At 62.3% G+C, this 25,334-nt stretch carries 25 protein-coding genes and 1 pseudogene; 13 read left to right on the top strand and 13 right to left on the bottom strand.

Features of this window, described 5'->3' with window-relative positions:
• Positions 1-4: 4 nt before the first annotated feature.
• Positions 5-1,219, top strand: a complete 1,215-nt coding sequence (locus tag HGP13_RS29585) for an alpha-hydroxy acid oxidase (RefSeq protein ID WP_172232437.1) — start codon at positions 5-7, stop codon at positions 1,217-1,219.
• Positions 1,212-1,901: an RraA family protein gene (locus HGP13_RS29580; RefSeq protein ID WP_172232434.1), complete on the top strand. Its 690-nt coding sequence runs from the start codon at positions 1,212-1,214 to the stop codon at positions 1,899-1,901. Before HGP13_RS29585 ends, HGP13_RS29580 begins: the two co-directional genes overlap by 8 nt.
• Positions 1,902-2,693: 792 nt before the next feature.
• Here HGP13_RS29580 and HGP13_RS29570 read toward each other — a convergent pair.
• The 5 genes from HGP13_RS29570 to HGP13_RS29550 form a co-directional block, all read right to left on the bottom strand.
• Positions 2,694-3,434, bottom strand: a complete 741-nt coding sequence (locus tag HGP13_RS29570) for an SDR family oxidoreductase (RefSeq protein ID WP_172232428.1) — start codon at positions 3,432-3,434, stop codon at positions 2,694-2,696.
• A gap of 92 nt (positions 3,435-3,526) precedes the next feature.
• On the bottom strand, positions 3,527-4,534 hold the full coding sequence (locus HGP13_RS29565; RefSeq protein ID WP_172232425.1) for an amidohydrolase family protein: 1,008 nt from the start codon (positions 4,532-4,534) through the stop codon (positions 3,527-3,529).
• Positions 4,535-4,636: 102 nt separating this feature from the next.
• Entirely contained in the window at positions 4,637-5,332 is a 696-nt protein-coding gene (locus HGP13_RS29560; protein ID WP_210266328.1) for a type 1 glutamine amidotransferase domain-containing protein, read from the bottom strand.
• Complete coding sequence (locus tag HGP13_RS29555) at positions 5,329-6,387, bottom strand: NAD(P)-dependent alcohol dehydrogenase (protein WP_172232419.1); 1,059 nt, start codon at positions 6,385-6,387, stop codon at positions 5,329-5,331. Before HGP13_RS29555 ends, HGP13_RS29560 begins: the two co-directional genes overlap by 4 nt.
• 105 nt (positions 6,388-6,492) lie before the next feature.
• On the bottom strand, positions 6,493-6,792 hold the full coding sequence (locus tag HGP13_RS29550; RefSeq protein WP_172232416.1) for a superoxide dismutase: 300 nt from the start codon (positions 6,790-6,792) through the stop codon (positions 6,493-6,495).
• Between the two features lie 264 nt (positions 6,793-7,056).
• Between HGP13_RS29550 and HGP13_RS29545 the strand changes: the two genes are divergently transcribed.
• On the top strand, positions 7,057-7,962 hold the full coding sequence (locus HGP13_RS29545; RefSeq protein WP_172232413.1) for a LysR family transcriptional regulator: 906 nt from the start codon (positions 7,057-7,059) through the stop codon (positions 7,960-7,962).
• A gap of 43 nt (positions 7,963-8,005) precedes the next feature.
• On the opposite strand, the gene HGP13_RS29540 is transcribed toward HGP13_RS29545, so the two are convergent.
• The gene (locus HGP13_RS29540; protein ID WP_172232410.1) at positions 8,006-9,169 is read right to left on the bottom strand and encodes a serine hydrolase domain-containing protein; all 1,164 of its coding nucleotides are present in this window, start codon (positions 9,167-9,169) and stop codon (positions 8,006-8,008) included.
• Between the two features lie 34 nt (positions 9,170-9,203).
• On the opposite strand from HGP13_RS29540, the gene HGP13_RS29535 reads away from it, so the two are divergent.
• Positions 9,204-10,154: a LysR substrate-binding domain-containing protein gene (locus HGP13_RS29535; protein WP_172232407.1), complete on the top strand. Its 951-nt coding sequence runs from the start codon at positions 9,204-9,206 to the stop codon at positions 10,152-10,154.
• Between the two features lie 230 nt (positions 10,155-10,384).
• Positions 10,385-10,732 (top strand): antibiotic biosynthesis monooxygenase family protein, encoded by a 348-nt coding sequence (locus HGP13_RS29530; protein ID WP_172232404.1) that lies wholly within the window; start codon positions 10,385-10,387, stop codon positions 10,730-10,732.
• A gap of 154 nt (positions 10,733-10,886) precedes the next feature.
• Here HGP13_RS29530 and cydX read toward each other — a convergent pair whose 3' ends face one another.
• Genes cydX through HGP13_RS29515 form a run of 3 tightly spaced genes read right to left on the bottom strand, consistent with a single transcriptional unit; the run spans position 10,887 to position 13,794 of the window.
• Entirely contained in the window at positions 10,887-11,030 is a 144-nt protein-coding gene (gene cydX, locus HGP13_RS29525) for a cytochrome bd-I oxidase subunit CydX (RefSeq protein ID WP_172232401.1), read from the bottom strand.
• Between the two features lie 14 nt (positions 11,031-11,044).
• On the bottom strand, positions 11,045-12,193 hold the full coding sequence (gene cydB, locus HGP13_RS29520; protein WP_172232398.1) for a cytochrome d ubiquinol oxidase subunit II: 1,149 nt from the start codon (positions 12,191-12,193) through the stop codon (positions 11,045-11,047).
• Positions 12,194-12,210: 17 nt separating this feature from the next.
• On the bottom strand, positions 12,211-13,794 hold the full coding sequence (locus tag HGP13_RS29515; protein ID WP_172232395.1) for a cytochrome ubiquinol oxidase subunit I: 1,584 nt from the start codon (positions 13,792-13,794) through the stop codon (positions 12,211-12,213).
• Between the two features lie 152 nt (positions 13,795-13,946).
• Here HGP13_RS29515 and cydD point away from each other — a divergent pair, with 152 nt between their 5' ends.
• Both cydD and cydC read left to right on the top strand, forming a co-directional pair.
• The gene (cydD, locus tag HGP13_RS29510; RefSeq protein WP_210266327.1) at positions 13,947-15,719 is read left to right on the top strand and encodes a thiol reductant ABC exporter subunit CydD; all 1,773 of its coding nucleotides are present in this window, start codon (positions 13,947-13,949) and stop codon (positions 15,717-15,719) included.
• The gene (cydC, locus tag HGP13_RS29505) at positions 15,716-17,371 is read left to right on the top strand and encodes a thiol reductant ABC exporter subunit CydC (protein WP_172232392.1); all 1,656 of its coding nucleotides are present in this window, start codon (positions 15,716-15,718) and stop codon (positions 17,369-17,371) included. The genes cydD and cydC overlap by 4 nt, the downstream gene beginning before the upstream one ends.
• Positions 17,372-17,395: 24 nt before the next feature.
• Here the strand turns inward: cydC and HGP13_RS29500 are convergent, their stop codons facing one another.
• The 4 genes and pseudogenes from HGP13_RS29500 to HGP13_RS29485 all read right to left on the bottom strand — a co-directional run bounded on the left by HGP13_RS29500 (position 17,396) and on the right by HGP13_RS29485 (position 19,087).
• A complete protein-coding gene (locus tag HGP13_RS29500) occupies positions 17,396-18,052 on the bottom strand; it encodes a helix-turn-helix domain-containing protein (RefSeq protein WP_172232389.1) in 657 nt (218 codons plus the stop codon).
• A gap of 152 nt (positions 18,053-18,204) precedes the next feature.
• A pseudogene (locus HGP13_RS29495) lies at positions 18,205-18,518 on the bottom strand (pyridoxamine 5'-phosphate oxidase family protein).
• 53 nt (positions 18,519-18,571) lie between these two features.
• Positions 18,572-18,781: a biotin/lipoyl-containing protein gene (locus tag HGP13_RS29490; RefSeq protein WP_246707154.1), complete on the bottom strand. Its 210-nt coding sequence runs from the start codon at positions 18,779-18,781 to the stop codon at positions 18,572-18,574.
• Positions 18,782-18,853: 72 nt separating this feature from the next.
• Entirely contained in the window at positions 18,854-19,087 is a 234-nt protein-coding gene (locus HGP13_RS29485; RefSeq protein WP_172232382.1) for a hypothetical protein, read from the bottom strand.
• Between HGP13_RS29485 and HGP13_RS29480 the strand changes: the two genes are divergently transcribed.
• The 6 genes from HGP13_RS29480 to HGP13_RS29455 all read left to right on the top strand — a co-directional run bounded on the left by HGP13_RS29480 (position 19,086) and on the right by HGP13_RS29455 (position 25,280).
• A complete protein-coding gene (locus HGP13_RS29480; protein WP_172232379.1) occupies positions 19,086-20,276 on the top strand; it encodes an acetate/propionate family kinase in 1,191 nt (396 codons plus the stop codon). The genes HGP13_RS29485 and HGP13_RS29480 overlap by 2 nt on opposite strands.
• Positions 20,276-20,653: a hypothetical protein gene (locus HGP13_RS29475; RefSeq protein WP_172232376.1), complete on the top strand. Its 378-nt coding sequence runs from the start codon at positions 20,276-20,278 to the stop codon at positions 20,651-20,653. The genes HGP13_RS29480 and HGP13_RS29475 overlap by 1 nt, the downstream gene beginning before the upstream one ends.
• Positions 20,654-20,741: 88 nt before the next feature.
• Positions 20,742-23,093 carry a phosphoketolase family protein gene (locus HGP13_RS29470; RefSeq protein ID WP_246707476.1) on the top strand — a complete coding sequence of 784 codons (2,352 nt, stop codon included), beginning with the start codon at positions 20,742-20,744 and terminating at the stop codon, positions 23,091-23,093.
• Positions 23,051-24,187: a nitroreductase family protein gene (locus tag HGP13_RS29465; RefSeq protein WP_348648951.1), complete on the top strand. Its 1,137-nt coding sequence runs from the start codon at positions 23,051-23,053 to the stop codon at positions 24,185-24,187. The genes HGP13_RS29470 and HGP13_RS29465 overlap by 43 nt, the downstream gene beginning before the upstream one ends.
• Positions 24,184-24,552, top strand: a complete 369-nt coding sequence (locus HGP13_RS29460; protein WP_348647100.1) for a hypothetical protein — start codon at positions 24,184-24,186, stop codon at positions 24,550-24,552. The genes HGP13_RS29465 and HGP13_RS29460 overlap by 4 nt, the downstream gene beginning before the upstream one ends.
• Positions 24,459-25,280 carry a DUF6544 family protein gene (locus tag HGP13_RS29455; RefSeq protein WP_348648950.1) on the top strand — a complete coding sequence of 274 codons (822 nt, stop codon included), beginning with the start codon at positions 24,459-24,461 and terminating at the stop codon, positions 25,278-25,280. The genes HGP13_RS29460 and HGP13_RS29455 overlap by 94 nt, the downstream gene beginning before the upstream one ends.
• Positions 25,281-25,334 lie beyond the last annotated feature (54 nt).

Genomic DNA, 25,334 nt, shown 5'->3' with positions numbered 1-25,334 from the left:
CCCTTTGGTCAACGGCCGTGCCGGCGTCGCGGTATCGCCTGCTTCAACGGCAGCGCTGAAGCGCCTGTACAGCGTGGCAGCGGTCCGCGACGCCGCGCGTCGGACCTTGCCGCGCCCGGTGTTCGACTTCGCCGATGGCGGCGCCGAGGATGAGCGAACGCTGCGCCGTAACGAGCAGGCCTTCAACGAGGTTGCTATTCTGCCGCGACCCCTCAACGGCGCAGCGACACGAGATCTCTCCCTTGATCTCTTCGGCGCGAAGCTTGCTATCCCGCTCGGCATCGCGCCAACCGGCCTGGCCGGTCTATTCTGGCCCGACGGCGAGTGCGCGGCAGCCCGTGCAGCGACAGCCGCCGGCACCTTCTACTGCGCGAGCCACGGCTCGGTGTGCAAACTGGAGGACATAGCGGCCACCGGAACCGGCCCGCAGTGGATGCAGGTATTCGTCTATACCGATCGCGGCTTCACCCGAGAACTGGTGGATCGGGCGAGTGCCTCAGGATACGGCGCGCTGGTGCTCACCATCGACAACCAGATGCTCGGAAACCGGGAACGCGACATCCGCAACGGTTTTGCTATTCCGCCGCGCTTCGGGGTGGCAGGGACACTGGCGGCCGCCACCAAGGCGGCGTGGCTGCTGCGTATGCGCACCCGGCTCCCGAAACTGACGTTCGGCAACTACGCGCGTCCGGGTGAGACCGCGACGGTCGGCGCGCTGGCGGGCCGCATGGCGTCACTGCTCGACCCCGGGCTCTCTTGGGCCGACGTCGACTGGCTGCGCACAGTTTGGTCCGGACCGTTGTTGCTGAAGGGCATCCTGCATCCCGGCGAAGCCACGGAGGCCGTGGCGCGCGGAATCGACGGCGTCATCGTGTCCAATCACGGCGGACGCCAGCTCGACGGCGCCGCCGCGTCGCTGGACGCGCTGCCGGCAGTCGTCGCGGCTGTGGACGGTCGCATTCCGGTGCTGATTGACGGCGGCATCAGGCGAGGCTCCGACGTCGTCAAGGCGTTGGCGCTCGGCGCCTCCTGCTGTCTGATCGGCCGGCCGCAGCTATGGGGACTCGCGGTCGCCGGCGAAGAGGGGGTGCGACACGTGATTGAACTCTACCGTAAGGAGATCGACCGGGTCATGGGACTGATGGGCGCGCGGAGCCTGGGCGACCTCGGGCCAGACTGTCTTTCGTTCGTTCAGGGTACGAGGCCGCCACATGATTGAAGACCCGCCGCTGCTCACCATCAAGCGCCGTTTCGAACGGCCTGCAGCAGAAATCATCCGTGCCTTTTCGGGCGTATCCGTTAGCCAAGTCGTCGACGCCATGGGCGGGCGAGGGGCGTTGCACCATGCGATCAAGCCGCTATCGCCAGGTGCGGTTACGCTCGTCGGCGTCGCCGTGACCTGTTACTGCGGCCCTTCCGACAATCTCGCGCTGTTTGGGGCGTTGGATGTCGCTGCAAGTGGAGACATCATCGTCGCGGCCACCGACAGCTTTGCCGGTGCGGCGGTGACTGGGGATCTCGTTCTCGGCATGGCGCGAAACAAGGGGGTTGCCGGCTTCATCACCGATGGCCTCGTGCGCGATGTTGTCGGGATCGAAGCGGTCGGGTTGCCGGTCTACTGTGCCGGGGCCAGCGCAAACTCGCCGGCGCGCAATGGTCCAGGCACAGTCGGATTTCCGGTGGTGCTGGGAGGTGTGACTATCTCGCCGGGAGACATACTGGTCGGCGACCGCGATGGCGTCGCCGTGGTGCCCCGCCTGGATGCCAGGACCGTGCTGGCGCGGCTCGCCGCCATCAAGGCGGCCGAGCAGGATCTTGATGCCAAGGTGCGCCAAGGTCTGGAAATGCCCGAGTTCGCCAACGTCGTCCTCAAGTCTGACAGGACGCGCTTCGTTGACTGAAACGGGGTTGCCGAATTCCAAAAGAGATTTGAGGACAACGTCACAGCCGATGAGGTGACGCCGACTGCCAGCGCGCGGAGGGCTCAGCCCAACAAGACGTAGTCTACGCGGCGCGCCGTTGGGGCAAATGGAGACCCGAGCGGGCTCGACGAGGGTCGACGGCAGTCACGATGCTGTGGTGGTGATCGCAGTAGACGCGATCAGGCGAAGTTGGCCCGGCACAAAAACGGTAGCCGCCAGGTACTGACGGGTCTTCGCTCACCGGAAAGCGGCACTGATATACGCCGAGCTGAATGAGGGGGACGTCTCTCGACGTTAGTCTGATATTTTTAGGCATGATGTTTTCCAGGTTCCTTTAGTTCATAGCCATCGCAGGCTGACGACCGCAGTGCGACGTCGGGCGAGCTTCTCTCGTTTTGGAGGGCTTTGGATCACCATATGGTGCTTGTCGCGCCGTCAATGAAGCCCGACGCCCCGCTTCTGAGGCCAATAGTTTGCGACTTAAGGCCACACCTGCGAGGCTAAGAAAACACAGGCAAAGTGCCATCGTAGGGCGCCTCGGCCGGGGTTTGTCCTTGGCGGAGGTGTAGTGACTTTGTAAGCGCGCGCCGCCGTTCAGCGGTGGCAAGTTTTGGGCGAGAGCGGCGGCAATCGGGGTCCTGAACGTTTTTCAGCGCACGCCCACGCCACCATTCGTTCCGCTGTCCGGCCCGCAGACATGGCTAATAGAACCTTTAAGGCGCGGGCGTACGAGGGGGATTGCCGAGACCCGCACGGCAATCCCACGGTGGCTCAGGAGCTGCTGTTCATCCGCTCGAACAAGGCTTCGCCCAGCTGGCGCGTTTGGGCGGAGGTACCGACAAGCACCTCGTCCTTGTCCGTTTCGAGTTGCGCAAGCGCTTCCGTGGCGAATTCGTCCGGGCTGACCATCATGCGGTTGGCTGTCCCCGCACTGCGCGTATTGCCACCGAGACCCGTATCGACAATCGGTGGAGCCATCTCGACCACCCGGATTCCGGTCGACCTCAACTGATGGCGCAGACTGAGCGTAAAGGAGTGAATGGCAGCCTTGGTGGCGCAATAGACGGGGACGTCCGCCATCGGCGAGAAGGCCAGTCCCGAGCTGACATTGATGATGCATGCATGCTCGTGCTGCCTGAGGGTCGACAGCAGCTCGGCGATCAGATGGATCGGCGCCGTGAGGTTGATCGCCACTTCCTGATCGAGAGTGTCGACCTCCGGATCCCTGTTGAAGTCGCGCCGACGCTGAACGCCGGCATTGTTGATAACCACATTGAGGGCCGGATGGTTCGCTTTCAGCCAATCGACCATCGCCCGGCGACTTTTGGTATCGGCGACATCGCAGATGCGGGTGATTAACGCCGGCACTTCTTTCTGCGCCTTATCAAGAACGGCTTCGTTCCTGCCGCAGATGATGACCTGGTTGCCTTTTTCTGAAAGGCGTCGGGCAAGCGCAAAACCGATGCCGGTCGCGCCGCCTGTGATGAGGATTGTGTTTTCTGTGAGCTTCAAGATCGTGCGTCCTTCTGATGAATCGAAAGGTGCGCCGACCAAGCCTTAGGCTTTTCGATGTGCACACCTCTATGATCGGCAAACCGGTCAGGCTACGCGCCGGACAGGATCGCGCCAGGTTCCGAGCCCGGATTCCTGGTCAAACGCTCCCAGTTTTCGTGGGCAAGCTTCGCCTTATCGGTGCTGTCGAGCGTCAGATCTTCTACGAAACGCCGCGCGTCGCCTCCCGGGCGATACTGGTAGGGATAGTCCGTCGAAAACAGGATGCGGGCGGGACCGACGGCGGTGACCGCCTGCTGCAGATAGGCCGGACTGAACATGCCGCTGGCGGTCAGATAGAGATTGTTGCGGACATACTCGACAAACGGCCTCTGCAACCCCGACACCCGATCGAGCATTGCAAGCCGCTCAAGATAGAAGATTACCATTTCGCCCCAGTGGCCAAGAATCATCTGAAGGTTGGGATATCGGTCGAACACCCCGGCCATGACGACGCGGACGAACTGGATGCCGGCCTCGAAATGCCATCCAAGACCAAAGGTCGACAGGGCAAGGTCAATCGGTGCGCTGAACCCCGCGTAATAGGCGTTGCGAACGCTCATCTGCGGAATCTGGGGATGGATCAGCAGCGGGACACCCAGCCTCGCCGCACACACGAATGTCGGTTCGAAGATCGCATGGTCCAGATTTTTCTCACCGACGCGGCCGTAGAGAATGGCGCCCTTGCAGCCGAGCTCCATGACGCAGCGCTCGAGTTCCTGCGCGGCTGTGTCTGGGCTCGCGGATGGAAGCACTGCCAGTGCCTGGAAGCGTGATGGCTTCGAGGCCACGGTTTCAGCCAGGAGATCGTTGACCCGGCGGGCCAGATCGACGGCGTGATCCCCAAGGTTGTTGAGGCCGGGCGTCGTCAGGGACAGGACCTGCACGTCGACACCTGTTTCGTCCATCAACGCCAGGCGCTGCTCGCCAAGATCAGCGAGACGGTTGCCGAGGATTCCGGGATTGAGCCCGAGTGTTCCGTCATCAGCGCCGGGAATGGTGTTCCACGCATGTTGCACGTCATCGGGAAGGACGTGCTCTTCGATCGCGATGATCTTCATTTCTGCTCCTCCTAACACTTGCGGCCATTCTCGTTGGCTTGACAGCGGCCCGCCCTGCCGAGGCAGAGCCGCCTTGCGTCCAAATGGCCCGGACAGTGGCGCTCAGGACTTTGCGGTGAGCTGATCGACGACGGCTTGGCCGACGCCGTGCGCGGACGCTGGGTTCTGGCCGGTGATCAGGCGACCGTCGACAACCACCTTCTCCGTCCAGTTCGGCGCCGGCTGATGCAGCGCGCCCCGCTCCTTGAGAGTGGTCGCGAGCAGATAAGGCACGACTTTCGTGTACTTGACTTCCGCCTCCTCCTCGTCGGTAAAGGTGGCGACCTTCTTGGCGGCGACGAGATAGCTGCCGTCCGAAAGCCTCGCGTTCACCAGCGCGGCCGGGCCATGGCAGACGGCGGACACGATGCCGCCTGCTTCGTAGATATCGCGGATGACGCGCTGGACAGCCACGTTGTCAGCAAAGTCCCACATCGTGCCGTGACCGCCGGCGAAGAAAACCGCCGAATAGCTTGACGGGTCGAGTTCGCCTAGGATCAGCGAGTGGGCGAGCGCGTCGCGGAATTCCTGGTCGTGCCAGAAGCGGTCGTTGATCGGATCCTTGAGGTCGAAGAAATCGATCGGCGGATGTCCGCCGCGGATCGAGGCGATCTCGGCCGGAATGCCGGCCTCGCGGAACACGGCAAGCGGATGCGTGAGCTCGACCATGGCAAAGCCCGTCGGCTCGCCGCTGTCGCCGCGGATCGGGTGGCTGGTGACGACACAAAGAATGGGCTTGATATTGTCTGGCACTGTCATGTTCCTCGTGATTTGAGTGAGGCCATGTCGATGACGAAGCGATACTTCACGTCGCTCTTCAACATGCGCTCATAGGCTTCATTGATCTGGTGGATCGGAATGATCTCGACATCCGAGACGATGCCGTGCTGACCGCAGAAATCGAGCATCTGCTGGGTCTCGGCGATGCCGCCTATGAATGATCCCGAGATCGCCCTACGGCCGCGCACAACGCCCCCGGCGTTCACGGGCGTGCCAAGCGGCCCCATATAGCCAATCAGGACAAACACGCCTTCCAGCGCAAGCGTCTGCATGTACGGGTTGACGTCATGGTCGTAGGGGACTGTGTCGATGATCACGTCGAACTGGCCGGCAACGGCCGCCAGTTGCGCTTGATCGCTCGACAGCACCACATGATCGGCGCCGAGGCGGAAGGCGTCTTCATCCTTGCCGGTTGACCGTGTGAACAGCGTGACGTCGGCGCCGAGCGCCTTGGCGAGCCTCAGCGCCATGTGGCCGAGGCCGCCAAGACCGATCACGGCGACCTTGCTGCCTTCATGGACATTCCAGCGGTGGAGCGGCGACCAGGTGGTGATGCCGGCGCATAGGAGCGGCGCGGCCCCGGCCGGGTCGAGTCCATCGGGCAAGGCGAGGACAAACTTATCCGACACCAAGATCATGTCGGAATAGCCGCCATAGGTCGGGCTGCCATCATGCCTGTCGATGCTGGCATAGGTAAAGGTCGCGCCTTCGGCGCAGTCCTGCTCCCATCCCTTGAGGCAGGGTTGGCAATGCTGGCATGAGTCGACCATGCAGCCGACGCCGACCATGTCACCCGCCTTGAAGCGGCTGACTTTCTCGCCGACCTGTCGAACTCTTCCGATGATCTCGTGGCCGGGAACGATGGGATAGGTCGTGAAGCCAAAGTGATTGCGGGCCATGTGCAAGTCCGTATGGCAGACGCCGCAATAGAGGATGTCGATCATGACATCATCGGGCCGCGCCACGCGCCGCTCGAAGGCAAAAGGCTCAAGAGCCCCGGTGGCCGATGGTGCGGAATAGCCCAGCACTTTCATTGTCCGTATTCCTTGTCGATCCAGGCGCGGTCGAAGCGCGTGACGAAACCTGCTGTGGCCCCCCCACCCGGCGGGCCACGAAGCGCTACCTGACTTCACGAAGTCTCAGGCGTTTCCGGACGCGAACAGCGTTTCCCAATTGAGGAAAGGGCCAAGCGGGATAACATCCCAGTCAATGAGCCCGGCCTTGGCCAGCGGGAACTCGCTCAGAGCCTCTTTGGCGGCTTCGATCGAGTCGCATTCGGCGATGATGGCCACGCCCGGACGGTCCTGGCGGAAATAGATGTCGCGCACGATGCCGCTCTTGTAGGCCTGCCAAGTGTGGCGGACTTCGTCTGTCATGTGCGGTTGATACCGCTCCATGGTGGCGCCGGGCTGGGGGACGTCGAGGCAAAGCAGTTTCATGCTAGGGCTCCTGGGTTGGGGAAATGCCGATCAAGCGGGTTCAAGTCGGCTCACGGTCTGGGCAATGCGCCGACGCATATAGGCAGCGGTCTCCAGATCGCTGTTGCCGGCCGCAACAATGCCGTGCATGGCCGCGACCATCCAAAATCGTTGGCGTGTTTTTGTTCTTAGCGTAGAATGAGCATTAGCAGTGGCGACAGTTCTTCCCGTTTTTGGTTCCCACCGTTCTACAATGTTCATGCCCTTGCTGGGATCAGCCGCTAGATGCGCAATCGATTTGACGGCGTGCCGGTATTCGTTGAGGTGGTTGAAGCGGGTGGGTTTGCCAAGGCTGCCGAACGGCTTGCGCTCACTCGCTCAGCCGTCGGAAAGTCCATCGCACGGCTGGAAGAACGGCTCGGTGTTCGCCTTTTTCACCGGACGACCCGCACGCAAAATCTGACGGAGGACGGCCAGCAATATTACGAGCGGTGCCTGCGCGCGATGGAGGAACTGCGGGCTGGTGAGTCCCTTCTCGAATCGGGAAGACGCGACGTCGTGGGAAGGCTGCGTGTTTCCATGCCGGTGCTGTTTGGTCGCTATTGCGTAGCGCCTGTTCTTCTCGCTTTTGCTCGCGAGCACCCCCAACTCGAACTCGATCTGAGCTTCAGCGACAGGCAGGTCGATCTGATTGCCGATGGCGTGGACCTCGCGGTTCGCAACGGTGTCTTGGGCAACGGTGCTGGATTGCAAGCGCGGCGCATCACCAGCCAACGCAAGGTCCTCTGTGCCGCGCCCGCATATCTGGCCGCCAAGGGCGCTCCCGATGAAATTGCGGATCTGGCAGCCCATGACACGTTGCTCTATTGGCGCGCCGATCATGGACAAGCCTGGCAACTCCCAGACGCAAGCGGCAAGCTCATCGACGTCTCGGTGACGTCGCGGCTTCGGTTCGATGACCTCGAGGCCATCGCTAACGCCGCCGTCGACGGTATGGGTCTGGCCTGGGTTCCCCACTGGCTCATCCGCGATGAATTGCTCGCCGGCTCTCTCGTTGCATTGTGGGCCAATCGTCCAAGCGCATCGATGGAGTGCTACGCTGTCTGGCCGGCCACTCAATATTTGCCGCTGCGGTCACGACTGGCAATCGATGCCCTCGTCTCCGAGTTGCCGAAACGCGTGGAGGCTTGAGGCCGTAGCTTTGCCGTCTGTCCGATCACGCTCTGTGGCAGAGCTACGAGAGCGGCATCGCGGTCGCCGCCGCGATGCTCTGCGCGAACCTGCCCGACATTCCCTCGTAGGCGGTGTTCGTCATCGAGATGATGCTTCTCCTCCTGGCAAAATCGATACCCCACCAATTGCCATATGTTCCGCCCCAGGAAACCGATCCTTTGCCCCAGTTGCTGCCGGTGGAAGCGGGGTCGATCAGGGCAGCGCCCAGCCAGGAAAACCCCCACCCCGGACCCATCGCCTGAGCCTCCGCGCCGACTCTGGGCATCCTCGCCGCTTCACGCAGATCCTCGCCCAGGAAAGCGCCGGTGCGGTACGCTTCAAGCAGGGTCAGCACGTCGCGCGCGCGGCCGGCCATGCCCGCTCCGCCCGAGGGCCAAGCGGTCGCATCCCGAATGCGCTCCGGATCGAAGCGAACGCCGGGGCCCTCAATGTAGCGCTGCGGCACCTCGACACCGACGGTCATCCGCACGGGCGCCGGTGAGCCATCGTGGTAAGGCACGGCAATGTCCCCTTCGGGCCAATGAAACGCCGCACCCAATTGTAGCGGCTCTGTGACCAGAGTGCTGATCGCGCCGTCAAGGGTCGTGCCGGTGACTGCCTCAATCACGCCGCCCAGAACGTCCGTCGCAATGGAGTACCGCCAGCCCTCGCCGGGAATGCGATCCAACGGCACGTTAGCGATACGGGCGAGATTTGCTTCCAGTGAGCCCCGGCTCTCATCAAGACCGTCCGACACCCCGGCACGGGCATAGGGTCCATCGGCAGCTTGCTGGTTGCGGTAGTCCAACCCGGCCGTATGCGCCATCAACTGACCGATTCTGATATCGGCGATCAGGCCATCGGCGAGACGAGGCGTAAACCCCGGCAGATACTTCGTCACCCTGTCTTCGGGCGACAGACGTCCGGCCTCCATCAATTTCAACGCGGCCATGGTTGTGAAGGCTTTCGTCACGGAAGCGAAGCGGAAGGGCGTCTCGACCTGCATCTGCCTGCCTGTCTCACGGTCAGCAAGGCCCGCCGCCCGCTCGTAAACGATCTCGCCATCTTGGGCGACGAGCACGACGCTACCAACGATGCGGCCCTCTGCCAGGGCGTCCTCGATCGCAACATCGATCGCGTTTGTCAGGCCGTTCGGCCGTGCCTTTAGGGCAAAATCATCGGTCATATTTTTAGCTCCAAGTTTGAAAGATGCTCTCTAAATGCTCCTGCTTGATCGTGAATTCGAGTTGGGGCATGCTTCAAGAGCCTTGAAGCAGGACTTAACGATGGCACCTGATCTTTTCTCGCTGCTGCCGACCTTCCGCATGGTTGCCACGACCAATGGCTTCACCGCCGCCTCCGGCCCGTTGGGGATAACGCCGTCTGCGGTGTCGCAGAAGATTCGGCAGATCGAATCCCTTGTCGGGGTCCGGCTTTTCGAGCGCACAAGCCGTAGTGTCCGGCTGACCGAGGCGGGCCGCCTCCTGCTTGAAAACACGGACCGAGCGTTCAGTGACATCGCGGACGCACTCGATCGGGTTCGGACGGTTGGGAAGCGGCCGGCGGGAAATCTGCGGATCAACCTGTCGCGGCTGGCGGCTCAGGTCTGCATCTTGCCGCGATTGGCCGCCTTCGTCCGGCACTACCCGGACATCACAATTGAACTCACAACAGACGATCGATTGTCCGATATCGTAGCTGGTGGCTTCGACGCCGGCATCCGTTTTCAAGATACGCTGGAGATGGATATGATCGCTCGCTCCATCGGTCCACCTCTTCGCCGCTCAGTGCTGGCCTCGCGCTCCTACCTGGAAGCTTTTGACACCCCTCAGCATCCAAATGATCTGGGGAACCACCAGGTTATCCGTTACAGGTTTCCGGGGAGCCAGCGATTGGAGCCGTTGACCTTCAACGTCGACGATCAGGTTTTTCGTCTCGATCCGCCGCCGCGACTGGTGTTCGACGACAATCACCATTTCGGCTTTGCGGTTTGCTCGGGCCTTGGTATCGCGCAACTCTTCAGAGCGACGGAGATACCCGCCATCGAGGCAGGTGAACTGGTTGAGCTTTTGACAAGATTCGAGCCGAGTCCTGTCCAGTTCAAGCTGTACTATCCCACACGCAATCAGCCGCCAAAACTCCGAGCATTCATCGATTGGTTTTGCGGTTGAGTCCATTCATTGCACAAGCCGCCGCTGCGGTCACGACGGGCAATCGATGCTCTGGTCTCCGAGTTGCCGAAACGCGTTGAGGCTTAAGGTCGTAAACCTTATGATCGCGATGATCACGCGCCCGGCTTTGCGACGCTGGCCGGTCGGCGCCGTCACACAAGGAAGGAATGGAATCATGAAGGGCACACGAGGCGCTCCACCCCCGCCCCGTGAAGGACAGGCGGGGGAAGATGCAAGATCTTTATGTGCAGATAGCGGAGCTCGAAATCGATCCCGCCCAGTTCGAGGACTATAAAGTTGCAGTCGAGGAGCAGATTGCGACGGCTGTGAGCGAAGAAACCGGAGTCTTTGTGTTGTATGCCGTGGCTGAAAGGGAAAATCCCTCCCATGTGAGAGTTTTCGAGATCTATCGCGATACAGATGCATACCGCTCGCATTTGGAATCCGCTCATTTCAAGAAGTACAAGACCGCGACGGTGAGGATGGTCAAGTCGCTCAAACTCATCCAAGCAACTCCTGTCGCACTTGGTGCAAAAGATTTGAACGCGCTCGACAGGGAGCGGCCGCTGGCGGATTAGCTGGTCGATTGCGCCACGGTCGCAGCGCCGAGCGCGGACGTCCACAACTGTCGTGAGAGAAGGGCAGGGAGATAGCCGAAATCTTGTACGCGGTCGCGGAACCATACGGAAAGATACGATGTGCTCCGGCCATCATGACCATTGATTTTGGCGCTCATCGATCGTGGCGGCCGATGCCGGGTCTGGCTGCTTGCACGGCTACAGTGCGGCGGTCCTCGCGCATCTCGAACCACATGGCGTTGAGGATGGCGAAGGAGCAGGCGAGACCGACCCCGAGGATCCAGGAAAAATACCACATGATTTTCAAATCCTTCAGTAGGCGTTCGGGTTGCGGCCAATCGAGGTGGCCGTGACGGTGCCGCGCATGACGCGGTAGACCCATGCGGTGTAGGCGATGATCAGCGGCAGGAAGACGATGGTCGCCAGCAACATGACGAACAGGGTCAGGTGGCTGGAGGACGCATCCCAGACTGTCAGGCTTGCATTGGGATTGAGCGAGCTCGGCAGCAGGAAGGGAAACAGCGACAGGCCGGCCGTGGAGATGATGCCGACGATGGCCAGGGTGCTGCCGAGTAGCGACGTTTTCCAGGCGTCGCCCTTCAAACCGGCATAGGCGACGAGCGGACCAAGCAGCCCGAGGGCAGGCGCAATCATCATCCACGGATGGGCACCATAGTTGGCGAGCCATGCGCCGGTGCCCGTCGTCACCATTTTGCCCAGCGGATTCGACGGGCCAAAATGATCCTGCGCGCTGGTGACCACATAGCCATCCATCAAGAACGACACCCATAGTCCGGCAAGAGCGAACAGGACGACGCTGGCGACAGCGGCATAGCGGCCATAGACCCTTGCTCGCAGAGCGACCATGCCTTCGGTCCGTGCCGCGATGATAACGGCGCCGTGCGTGACCAGCATGGCGACGCTGAGCAGACCCGACACCAACGCGAAGGGCCGCAACAGGCCGAAGAAATTGCCGGCGTAAGAGGGCCTGAGCGTGGCATCGAGGTTGAAGGGGACGCCAAGCAGGACATTGCCGACCGCGACACCGAAGATCAGCGCCGGCACGAAGCCGCCGATGAACAGTGCCCAGTCCCAGGTAGCACGCCAGCGCGGATCCTTGATCTTGCCGCGGAACTTGAATGCGACCGGTCGCAATATCAGCGCCAGCAGCACTGTGATCATCGCCAGGTAGAAGCCGGAGAAGGATGCGGCATAGAGTGCCGGCCAGGCTGCGAAGATGGCGCCGCCACCCAGGAGGAGCCAGACCTGGTTGCCTTCCCAGGTCGGGCCAAGCAGGTTGATCAGGACACGCCTTTCATCATCGGAACGGGCGACGAACGGCAGAAGCGCGCCGACGCCAAGATCGTAACCGTCCATGACGGCAAAGCCGATCAGGAGGACGCCAAGCAGAAGCCACCAGATCAGCCTGAGGGTTTCGTAATCAAGGGGGATCGTGTTCATGGTTGCGGGCTCCTCGCTCAGCGATCGGGATGGGCGAATGCGCCCTGGGGGATTTGGACCGCGCCACCCACGCCATCGGCGGGGACATCTTGCGGGCCGGGGCCTGCCTTGATGGTCTTGACCATCAAGATGACCATGACGATCAGAAGGCTGGTGTAGAGCGTCAGGAAGAAACCCAGGCTGATTGCGAGGTCCGTCAGGGTCAGCCCCGACGCAGCGTAGAAGGTGGGAAGCACGCCTTCGATTGCCCAGGGCTGCCGGCCATATTCCGCCACCAGCCAGCCCGACTCGATCGCGATCCAGGGGACTGGCAGGCTGAATAGCGCAATCCTGAGCAGGATGCGGTTCTCGCCGAGCTTGTTGCGGGCGCTCAGCAGGAAGGCGGTGGCGAAGAACAGGATCATGTAGAACCCAAGCCCGACCATGATCCGGAAGCTCCAGAACAGGGTGGCGACGTCGGGAATTGTATCGAGCGCGGCCTTGTGAATGTCCTCGGGCGTTGCAGCCTGGACGTCGTCACGATAGCGCTTGAGCAGAAGCGCATAGCCGAGGTCGCGCCAATTCTGTGCGAAGTCCGCGCGTGCCACCTTGTCGGTTGGGTTCTTGCGGATCGCGTCGAGATCGGCCGATGCGATGATGCCGTTGCGGATGCGTTGTTCGGCGTGATCGACCAGCTGATGGATGCCGGGGAGTTCGGTGTTTAGGCTGCGCGTGGTGACCAGGCCCAGAACCCAGGGGATCTTGACCTCGAACCTGTTGCCGGCCTTGCCGGGAATGGCAAAGAGCGTGAGGCTGGCGGGCGCGGGTTCCGTATCCCACATGCCTTCCAGCGCGGCGATTTTCATCTTTTGCTGTTCGGTCGCGACATAGCCACTCTCGTCGCCAAGCACGACAACCGATAGCGCCGAGGCGAGGCCGAAGCTTGCCGCGACCACCATCGACCGCTTGGCGAGTTCGATGTGCTTTCCACGCAGAAGGAAGAAGGCGCTGATGGCCATCATGAACATGGCGCCTGTCGTGTAGCCGGCACTTACCGTGTGGACGAATTTGGCTTGCGCCACCGGATTGAAGATCACGGCCATGAAGTCGGTGACCTCCATCCGCATCGTGTCGGGATTGAAGACGGAGCCGACGGGGTTCTGCATCCAGCCATTGGCGATCAGAATCCACAGGGCCGAGAAATTGGCCCCGAGCGCGACCAGCCAGGTGACGGCGAGGTGGCCGACCCTCGGCAGTCTGTCCCATCCGAAGAAGAACAGGCCGATGAACGTCGCCTCGAGGAAGAAGGCCATCAGCCCCTCGATGGCGAGCGGGGCGCCGAAAACGTCGCCAACGTAATGGCTGTAGTAGCTCCAGTTCATGCCGAACTGGAATTCCATGACGATGCCCGTCGCGACGCCCATGGCGAAATTGATGCCGAACAGCGTGCCCCAGAACAGCGTCATGCGCCGCCAGATATCGCGGCCGGTCATGACATAGACGCTCTCCATGATGGCCATCAGGAAGGACAGGCCGAGCGTCAGCGGCACGAACAGAAAATGGTACATCGCCGTGGCCGCGAACTGCAGCCGCGAAAGGTCGACAACGGTGAAATCGATCATGCCTGCCTGCCTCGATTGATGCCGGTCGTTTGCCGGGCGTCTCCTCGGCTACGCCGTGGCGATGCGCACGGCATTGATGTCGATCAAAGCGATCCGCCGCGCCTGCGGGCAAAAGAGCTAACGACATGCGTAGCGACATCAGGGCAATCGGAATGCAGCAGACAGATTCAAAGCAAGTCGACGCCATCCGCGACCAGGGGCGCTGGATGATGCGTCTGTGGCGGCGCGCGCGCGCGCCGATGGCAGTCGCGATTACACTGCCTCTGATTTCCGGGCTGCTGCTTATCGGGCAAGCCTATCTGCTTGCCTCGGTTGTTCATCGCGCGATCGTTGAAGGCGCTTCGCCGCATGCTCTGCTGACGCCCGTCCTTGGCATTGCCAGCCTCTTCGCCGTTCGTATCGGGCTTGCGATTGTCGGGGAAAGCTGCGGCATCGTGGCCGCTGAGCGCATCAAGTTCTTTCTGCGATCGGCGTTTCACGCAACCTTGCTGGATCACAGGCCCGACTGGACGGCCGCCCGGTCATCGGGCGCGCTGAGTTCGGCGATCATCGACCAGATCGAATCCCTGGACAGTTTCCTTGTCCGCTTCCTGCCGGCGATGGCGCAGGCGGCGATCCTGCCGCTCGCCTTCGCCGTCATTGTTCTGCCCTTCGACTGGGTCGTGGGCCTGCTCTTTCTTGTCACCGCACCGATGGTTCCGCTTTTCATGGCGCTGGTCGGCTGGGGCGCCGAAGCCGCCAGCCGGGCGCAAGCCGAAGCGTTTACGCGCCTGTCCGGGCTGTTCGCCGATCGCTTGCGCGCCATTGTGACGCTCAAGCTTCTTGGCCGGGCCGAGAGCGAGACCCGCTCGGTGATGCTGGCGAGCGAGGATCTGCGCCTGCGCACCCTGGCTGTCCTCAAGATCGCCTTTCTGTCGTCCGCCGTCCTGGAGTTCTTCGCGGCGCTCGGAGTGGCCGGCGTGGCGTTGTATGTCGGTCTGACTTTCCTCGGTTTTGTCGATCTTCGCCCTTCGGCGCTGACACTCCAGGCCGGGCTGTTCTGCCTTCTGATGGCGCCGGAAGTCTATCAGCCATTGCGGTTGCTGGCGGCGCATTATCATGACCGTGCCGCCGCCAAAGCGGCCGTGGCCGAACTGGCCAGGCAGTTCGGCGGCCTGCCGGAATTCGACGTGCCGAACGCAGTCGTCCAGCCGACCTCAGACACCCATTTTGCCGCGCCAATCACCGTGGATATGAACAGCATTACCTTGCGCACCCCTGACTCTCGCCGTCTTGTCATCGACAAAACGTCGCTCCTGATCCCCGCAGGGCGGCATGTGGCGCTGGCCGGCGAGAGCGGCATCGGCAAGTCGACGCTGCTCGAGGCCATTGCCCGCATGCGGGAGTTCGACGGCATGATCCGGCTGGACGGTCGGGACTTGATGGCTGCTGCCGAGTCTGACTTGCGGGCGGGTGTCGCCTTTCTTGGCCAAAGACCCCGCCTGTTACATGGCACCATTGCCGAAAACATCAGGCTGGGTCGTCGCTCAGCCAGCGATGCCGAAGTGCACGACGCCGCCGAGCGCGCCGCGGTCCTGCCTTTCGCAACACAGTTGCCGGATCGCCTCGATACGCTGATCGGGGAGGGCGGGGTCGGGCTTTCGGGTGGCGAGGCGCATCGCGTGGCGCTCGCCCGGATTTTCCTGCGCAATCCCGGGCTCATCCTCCTGGATGAGCCCACAGCGCATCTCGATGCCGAGACCGAGTCTCAGGTGCTCGATGCCTTGATGGCCTTCGCCGCCGGCCGGACGATGATCGTTGCAACCCATTCGGCGGCTGTCGCCGACCGCATGGACAGCGTTTACAGGATTGTTGGCGCTAAAGTCCTGCCGGGGCCGCATGTGCGTGCCGCGCGGCCAGCAGTGGCGTTGAGGAGCGTGGCATGACGGCATTCTGGTTCTTCCGCCCCCTGTTCCAGCGCCATGCCGCACGACTGGCGTGGACGCTGCTGCTGTCCGTCATCACGCTCGCCGCCGGCATCGCGCTTCTTTCTGTCTCCGGCTGGTTCCTGACGGCCGCGGCGCTGACGACGGCGGCCGCGAGTTTCAACCTGTTTGGTCCATCCTCGCTGATACGCGGGCTGTCCTTCATTCGCATCCTGTCGCGCTATGGCGAGAAGGTCTTCGGGCACGATACGACCTTGCGCCTTCTTGCCGATCTGCGGGGATGGCTGTTTGCCAGCCTGTTTCCGCGCGTGCCGCTGGCCGACCGCGGCCTTCGCCACGGCGATCTCGTCAGCCGCCTGACCGCCGACGTCGATGCGCTGGATACTGTATTTCTCGTCGCCATCGGCCCCATGCTCGCCGCGCTCTTGCTCGGGTCGGCCATGGCGACCGCGCTCTGGGTTTTCATCCCGGCGGCGGGCGTTTCCTATGCCATATTGGTTGGCTTCGCGGTGTTGGGCGTGCCGGCTGTGCTGATCCTCGCATCCCGTCGCATGGGGACGGAGCTGGTCGAGGCGTCCGCTGCCGCACGCATCGCCGTGCTGGATGGCATTGACGGTCATGCCGACTTGATCGCCTTTGGCGAAACCGCGACCGCGAGGGCATCCTTCGCTGGCTCGGCGGCACGGCTCGCCGCATCGCGGCGGCGACTGGGGATGGCCGGCTCGCTGGCGGCAGCAGTCACCCAGGCGCTTGCCGGTGCTGCGATGATCAGCGTGCTCTGGTTCGGCATTGTAGCCGTTCACGCCGGAACGATCGGCGGGCCGTTGCTCGCCGGTCTGCTGCTGGGCACTATTGCCAGCTTCGAGGCAACCGGCGCGGTCGTCCGCGGCGTGGCCAGATTGGGCGTATCCGCAGCTGCCGCCGCAAGGCTCAAGGCCATCTCGACAGCCAGGCCGATGGTCAATGACCCCGCCCGTCCAGATCCCTTGCCCAGCGGCGACGTGCGCTTTGAAAGCGTTGTCTTCGGCCATGACCGTCGACGCCCTGTGCTGCGTGGCCTCGATCTGTCCGTGAAGCAAGGCAGCCGCGTCGCAATCATCGGCCCGAGCGGTTCGGGAAAATCGACCGTTCTTGCTCTGCTGTTGCGCCTGTACGACCCACAGGCCGGCACGATCTCCATCGGCGGCGTGGACATTCGCACCGTCGCCCAGAGGGATCTGCACGAGAAGGTTTCGTTGTTGAGCCAGGACTCGCCCGTTGTGCTGGGGACCATCCGCGAAAATCTCTTGATTGGCCGTGCCGATGCAAACGACGCCGCACTCTGGCATGCGTTGGCCAGTGCCAGACTTGCAGATTTCGTGCGTGGGCTGCCCGAAGGACTCGGCGCATTTGTCGGCGAGACGGGGCGAACCCTCTCCGTCGGCCAGGCACGTCGTCTTTGCCTGGCGCGGACGTTGCTGTCGCAAGCGGATATCCTCGCCTTTGATGAGCCGACATCGGGTCTCGACCGGGAAGCAGAGCTGGCATTCCTGGCCGATGTCAACGCGGCAACGGCCGGCCGCACCGTCATTCTTGCCACGCACGCCGCACTGCCGCTGGGTGCGGCTGATCACATACTTCGTATGGTGGATGGACGGTTGGAGACCGCTTGAGCAACGGTGCCGACGGCAGAGCGACTATTCGCCCATGCCATGCAAGGCATCCCATTTCGCGATTTCAACGGTGCGCAAGGACGGAAGCCTGATGATGCCTGTCTCCTTGAGCTTCGAAAAGATGCGCGACACTGTCTCGATGGTCAGGCCTAGATAGTCGCCGATGTCGGTGCGGGACATGGGAAGCTCGACGTGGCTGAGTCCGCCCTGGCGTTCCGCCATATCGACAAGGAATGCCGCGACGCGCTCGATGGCATTTTGCCGACCGAGCACCAGGAGATGCTCCTGAGCCCTGATCAAGCCACGCAGTGCGAGAGGCAGAAGCTCGCGGGACATGTCGACGCCGGTCGCGAGGCGGATTGAACGAATGCCTGTGCCGCAGATCGCCTCGGCGAAGAAGTGGTGCGTGGCATCCGCCTCGAAGCCGAATATTTCTCCCGACAGATGGAAAGCGCTGATCTGCCTGCGGCCGTCGGCCAGCAGGCGATAGACGCGAACGGCGCCGAACTCGACCTGATAGAGACTGCCGGCGTTTTCCCCTTGGGCGTAAATCTCCGCCCCGGCGGGAAAGAAGCTGCAGGGTTGCGGTTGCGTTGGTGCGAACGAAAGTGAAAGGGCGGGATGGAGGGGATCCGAAGGCTGCAGTGGAACCGCGGTCCTGGACGTGGTGTAGGCGAGCATCGCTGTCTCCCGTTCAATTCAATGAACCAGCAATGGGCGCAATCCGCACTTCGCGAAATTCGGTTATGCCCCTAAGGGAAATTACTTAGAGTGCCGAGATGCCGCTCGCGATAACAGGAAGCGGCCTTTCAATTGCCGCCGAGCAAAAACAGCTAATCCTTGGCCTCTCGGCCGGAGACGGCCACAATTAGCATCCGGAAGAACACATGCGGTGCGCTGTCCGCCACCGGAGGCACGACCGGCTTAAGCGCGCCCGGCTCCCACCAGTCGGAGTGCTTGCTGAGCAGCGACCATGCATGGTCGCGTTCCAGCCTGTGGCCGACGCGGTCCGGCAGTTCTTCGTAGCGGCCATCGACAACCACGCTTTGCCAACCCCGCCCTTCGCCTTCGCGCATGCCAGGCGACCAACATGATTGGCCGTCAGCAATTTCGCACATTCCAAGGCGGTAAGCGTGCGGATCTGCATTGGTGCGATCTCCTGGTTTTCGAGCATCCCTTGTGTTTTCGAACGGAGCGACTTCAGTCAGGCCGCATCGTCTCCAGCGTCGCCAGGACTGAACCGGGTTCGATAATATCGTTCACCACAGCGATAATCGTCGCACGCCCATCCGCCGGGGCGACAATGTCGTGCAGCGCGTCTTCTATGCGAATTTCGGCAATCCGCTCGCCAGCCCTGATCGTCGCACCATTGACGATGAACCATCGCTCGACGATTCCCTCAGGCATCATGGCAGACGCCCACGCCATCGGTCTTGATATATTGCATCGCGGTTCTCGTTTGGACGAGAATCTTAAGGTCGATCACCCGCAGTAGGCATTGATCGCGATCAAAGAAGAGGGACGGTCAAACACACCGTGACGAAAGCGCATCTTTTTGACCGGCATCAAAGCGTTGGCGGTTACCATGTGCTTTTCATAACGCACATCTGAGGGCGTCACCGGACAGAGACGCCGTTGGGCAACCAAATCGTCTACCAGCCGTTGCTGATGGCAAGTTCGCGCTGCGCGAGCAGAACAGTGATCAGACCCTGCCATGACCGATCCTGTTCTGCTGACATTCAATCCCGGATCCTCGACGATCAAGCTCGGCCTGTTCGCGATCAGGGCGGATGTGCCGGATCGCCTTGGAAAAGGTGTCATCGACCTACGCCATCAGCCGCTGGCGCTTCAGATCACGGAGGGTCGGACGGTCGCCAATATTCCGCTCAAGGCGGCCGTTTCCGACGATCTGCACGACGTCATCGAAGAAACCCTCGGTTGGTTGTCGCAGCACTTTTCGGTAAGGGCGCTGGCTGCTGTTGGACACCGCGTCGTTCATGGCGGCGACCGGTTCGCGGGTCCCGAGGCGATAACCGACGAGACGCTCGCCGCGATCGAGGCGCTGGTGCCCCTGGCGCCGCTGCACCAGCCGCAGAGCGTTCGCTTGATAAAGGCGATCCGGCATCTGCGGCCCGGCCTGCCGCAGGTCGCATCCTTCGATACCGCCTTCCACCGCAGCCAGACCGATCTCGTGCGCCGCTTCGCGCTGCCGCGTTCGCTCTTTGACGAGGGCATCAAGCGCTATGGCTTTCACGGCCTCTCGTACAAATACATTGCCGCGCAACTGGGGCAGGTCGCGCCGAACATCGCCAGCCGCCGCATCGTCGTGGCGCATCTGGGCAGCGGCGCAAGCCTGTGCGGACTTGAGGGCGGCGTCAGCCGCGACACCAGCATGGGGTTCTCGACGCTGGACGGCATTCCGATGGCAACACGTTGCGGAGATCTCGATCCGGGCGTGCTCATCCATCTTGTGAAGCAACGCGGCCTGTCGATCGAGGCGGTTGAGGACATGCTCTACCACCGCTCCGGGCTGCTCGGCGTTTCCGGCATCAGCGCCGACAGCCGCGATCTGATCGGCAACGACGCACCGGCTGCCCGCGAGGCACTGGATATGTTTGCCTTCCGCATCGCCCGCGAGACGGCGGCAATCGCCAACACGCTGGGCGGGCTCGACGGCATCGTCTTCACCGCCGGTATCGGTGAGCATCAGTCCCAGATTCGAGCAGCCGTCTGCGACCATCTTTCCTGGCTCGGTGTTGCCATCGATCCCGTGGCGAATGCCGCGAATGCGACGCGGATCGAGGCGCCGGACGCCAGGGTCGCCGTCCTCGTCATTCCAACCGACGAAGAACAAGTCATAGCCGAGGAAACCTGTTCCGTTTTCCAGGCAGCAAAGGCGCGTTGATGATCTCGGCAGCCAATCTCGCGAACAAGCCTGTCCCGGAAACACGCTCCGATCTCGCTGCGTTCTGGACGCGCACGCCGGATTTTCTTTCCACGGCTCTCATTGCGGCGGCGATGGCCTGGGCTCGGCGGATGGCGAAGCCAGGCTTGCCCAATATGCTCGGAGCATCCTCACTCGTGGCACTGGTCGTTGCCATGGCGCTGCCGTTTACGCCGCTGGGGCGTGGATTTGGCTTCGAAGCGCCTTTCGTGCCGATGCTGGCAGGCATCGGCGTCATTCTCATCCCTTACCTCGTGTCGACGGAACTGTTGAGACCTCTGGCCGTCGGCCCGGCATCGCGCGCGGACCAGACCCACGCGCGACCCATTCATTCTTGACGACATCAGGAGCATCGCAATGGCAGCACATAAACTTCAGGGTTGGGCGACAGAACCGACTGTTCTGGAGCCGAATACGCTCAGGCTCATGCACGCCTGGTGGCGCGCGGCGAATTACCTGTCGGTGGGACAGGTCTATCTCCTCGACAATCCGCTCCTGCGCGAACCTCTCAAACTCGAGCACGTCAAGCCGCGCCTGCTCGGCCATTGGGGGACGACGCCCGGCCTGAACTTCATCTATGTCCATCTGAACCGGGTCATCAAGGCGAGGGATCTCGACGTCCTGTTCATCGCCGGTCCGGGCCACGGCGCGCCAGGTATCGTCGCAAACACCTATCTTGAGGGCACCTACAGCGAGCTCTATCCCGACATCTCCCGGGACGAGGACGGATTGCGCCGCTTTGTGCGGCAATTCTCGTTTCCGGGCGGCATTCCAAGCCATGCCGCGCCCGAAACTCCCGGGTCGATTCATGAAGGCGGCGAACTCGGCTATTCGCTTGCGCATGCCCACGGCGCCGTCCTCGACAATCCGGATCTGATCGTTGCCTGTGTTGTTGGTGACGGCGAAGCCGAAACCGGCCCGCTGGCGGCATCATGGCATGCCAACAAGTTCCTCAATCCGGCGGCCGACGGAGCGGTTTTGCCGATCCTGCACCTGAACGGCTTCAAGATCGCCAACCCGACGGTGCTGGCTCGCATTTCCCCAGAGGAACTGGAGGCTCTCTTTCGCGGCTACGGCTACGACCCGCTGTTCGTCGAAGGCGAGGACCCGGAGATCATGCACCAGAAGATGGCGGCGGCCATGGAAGAAGCCTTCCAACGGATAAAACAGATCCAGGATGACGCACGCAAAGCCGGCGTCTCCGCGCGCCCGCGCTGGCCGATGATCGTCCTGCGCAGTCCCAAAGGCTGGACCGGGCCGAAGACAGTCGATGGCCTCAAGACCGAGGGCTCCTGGCGTTCGCACCAGGTGCCGTTCAGCGACATGACCAAGCCGGGGCATCTCAAACTGCTGGAAGACTGGTTGCACAGCTACCGGCCGCAGGAATTGTTCAACGAGACTGGACGGTTGCAGGCCGAGATCGCGGCACTGGCACCTGCCGGCAACAGGCGCATGAGCGCCAATCCACATGCCAATGGCGGCGCCCTGAAGCGCCCGCTGCGGCTACCCGATTATACCACCTATGCGGTTGCCGTGGCGTCTCCAGGCGAGGTTCAGGCCGAGGCGACGCGAGTGATGGGCACATTCCTGCGCGATGTGATGAAGGCCAATGATGCGACGCGCAACTTCAGGGTTTTCGGGCCCGACGAGACGGCCTCCAACCGCCTCCAGGCACTTTTTGAAGTCACCGACCGCGCCTGGGATGCCAGCGCCACATCGGAGGACGATCATCTGGCGCCATCGGGACGCGTCATGGAAGTACTCAGCGAACATCTCTGCCAGGGTTGGCTCGAAGGCTATCTGCTGACCGGACGCCATGGCTTGTTTTCCTGCTACGAGGCCTTCATCCACATCATCGATTCGATGTTCAATCAGCATGCGAAATGGCTGAAGACCTCGCGCGACGTGCCATGGCGGCAGCCGATCGCGTCCTTGAACTACCTGCTCACATCCCATGTCTGGCAACAGGACCACAACGGCTTCAGCCATCAGGACCCGGGCTTCATCGACCACGTCGTCAACAAGAAGGCCGATACCGTCCGCGTCTATCTGCCGCCGGACGCCAACACGCTGCTCTATGTCACCGACCACTGCCTTCGCAGCTGGGATCGGATCAACGTCATCGTCGCGGGCAAGGCGCCGGCGCCGCAGTGGCTCGACATGGATGCGGCAATCAAGCACTGCACGCAAGGCATCGGCATATGGGAATGGGCAAGCAACGACCGCGGCGGCGAACCGGACGTGGTGATGGCCTGCGCCGGCGATGTGCCCACCGTCGAGACGCTTGCCGCCGTCGACCTGCTTCGGGGTTACATTCCGGATCTGAAAGTGCGGGTCGTCAACGTCGTCGACTTAATGACCCTGCAGCCGAAGTCCCAGCATCCGCATGGTCTTACGGACAGCGATTTCGACGCATTGTTCACCAAGGACAAGCCGGTGATCTTCGCCTATCACGGCTATCCCTGGCTCATTCATCGTCTGGCATACAAGCGCACCAATCACGACAACATGCACGTTCGTGGCTACGAGGAAGAGGGCTCGACGACGACCACCTTCGACATGGTCGTCCGCAACAGGCTCGACCGCTTTCATCTTGTCGCCGACGTCATCGACCGGGTGCCCAGGCTTGGCGCGGCGGCCGTCTACGCCAAACAAGCGATCCGCGACAAGCTGGTCGAGCACGATCGCTACATTCGAAAGCACGGCGTCGACATGCCGGAGATCCGGGACTGGCGATGGTCCGCCAATTCCTCAAGCACAGTCGATTTTGCGAAATGAACAGGCGGCAATATCTGGCTGGCGGGGGCGCCCTGATGGTTGCAGGCGTCGGAGCAACCTGTTTGGGGCTCCGAAACATGGGGTCGATGGCGGAATACAACGCCTCCGTGGCCGCGACCCGCTCAGCTTTGGAACAAGCGCCGGGGATGAGCGACCTGATCCGCTACGCGACGCTTGCGGCGAACAGCCACAACACCCAACCGTGGCAATTCAAGATCAGTGATGTCGGGATAGAAATCCTGCCCGACATGGCGCGACAGATCGCGATCGTCGACCCGGACAATCATCATCTTTTAGCCAGCCTCGGTTGCGCGGCGGAAAACCTTGCAATCGCCGGCGGCGCGTGCGGAAAGCCCGGCGAACTCAGTTTCAGTCTGGCGAATGACGGTGCCGTGACGTTCACGTTCGGCAGCGGGTCGCCTGTCGAGGCCGCAATGTTCGATGCGATTCCGAAGCGGCAATCGACACGTGGCGACTATGACGGCAAAGCCGTCAGTAGCGGCCATTTGCAGGCGCTTTCCGCTGCGGCGGCCGTGCCCGGCGTCGATCTCGTTCTAATGACGGATCGGCCACGGATCGATCGCGTGCGCGACCTGGTCGTCGCGGGCAACAATGCGCAGGTCGCCAACGCCGCCTTCGTGCGGGAACTGAAGACCTGGCTGCGCTTCAGCCCCCGGCAGGCGATGGTGACTGGCGACGGCCTCTTCAGCGCATCAACCGGCAATCCCGCTCTTCCGGAATGGCTTGGTCGGGTCATGTTCGATCTCGTCTTCAAAGCCAAGGCCGAGAACGAAAAATGCGCTCGACAGCTCGCCTCTTCGGCCGGCGTCGCCGTCTTCGTCGCCCAAAAGGAAGATCCCGAGCATTGGGTCCTGGCAGGCCGCGCATGCCAGCGCTTCGCATTGCAGGCAACCGCGCTCGGCCTCAAGCACGCTTTCATCAATCAGCCCGTCGAAGTCGCTGGCCTGCGGCCGGAGCTGGCGACGCTTGTCGGCTTGCCCGGGCGACGTCCCGACCTCGTCATGCGCTTCGGCTACGGAGCAGCACTCCCCTTCTCGGCGCGCCGGCCAGCGGAAAGTGTAATCATATCTTGAACGCACCCGTTCAGAGCCCGCCCTCATCGGCGGCACGGCTGGTGACAATCAAAGCCATTCACACTGTCGTCTGGGCTTTTTTCGTTGGGTGTATCCTTGCAATCTGGGTGTTTGCCTTGCGGGGCGACTTTTTCCACGCGGCGCTGTCGATCGGCGTCGTCCTGGTGGAGGTGCTCGTGCTGGTCCTGAACGGATGGCAGTGCCCCCTCACATCCCTCGCTGCGGGCTACACCGGCGATCGACGCGATAACTTCGACATCTATCTTCCGGAATGGCTTGCGCGTCACAACAAGCTGATCTTCGGGATCCTCTATGTGGCCGGGATAGCGGCCACGCTCGCGAGGTGGAGCCATGCGTCAACATAGAGGAAGGCCGCATGATGGCTGAGGATGATCTTCTGATCAGGAAGCGGTTGCCGGCCGCTGTCTTTGACATGGCCTTGCGGCTCGGCGCCAATCCCGAGATGAGCCGAACGACGGTCAAGCTCATGCAAACCGGACGGATGAAACAGCGGCTTGGCGCTACGTCCTGGATATCATTTTCCGCAACACAAACAGTCTCCACGTCCGCATGTGCCTTCGACTGGCGGGCACGGTTTGGTCCCTTCGGTATGATCTCGGTGCGCGATGCGTTGAAGGGCGGCCAGGGGCGGTTGGATGTCATGGCGCTCGGCATCGTTCCGCTGGCCCGGGCCGAGCACTCGTCGGCGCTGATGCGCGGCGAGCTGATGCGATACCTTGCAGAACTTGCCTGGGCGCCCGACGCTATTCTCTTCAATACCGCCCTGCGCTGGCGTGACGACGGGCCCGACAGGCTGGCCGTGAGCGCCGGCGTGGGAGAGACAGCGGCCGAAGTCACGCTCAGCCTCGACAGTGACGGGAGGATTGCCGGTGCCTTTGCGCCCGATAGGCCGCGTTCGGCCACGGCACCAATCCTGCCAACTCCATGGCGCGGCCGTTTCTCCGACTATCGTCATCACGGCAATATGTGGCTTCCGTTTGCCGGAGAGGTCGCCTGGGAAATCGACGGGAAGGAAACCGTCTATTGGCAAGGTCGGATAGAACGTTGGGACGCGTCCAGCGATGGTGCCTGATCTTGCGCCAGGATCACGGGTGTTGGACCTCTGCGTCGCACGCACTACGAAGCG

This window comes from Mesorhizobium sp. NZP2077 (assembly GCF_013170805.1).
Lineage (GTDB): Bacteria > Pseudomonadota > Alphaproteobacteria > Rhizobiales > Rhizobiaceae > Mesorhizobium.
The sequence above is the reverse complement of the archived record's forward strand: the minus strand, read 5'-3'. Positions and strand labels throughout refer to the sequence as shown.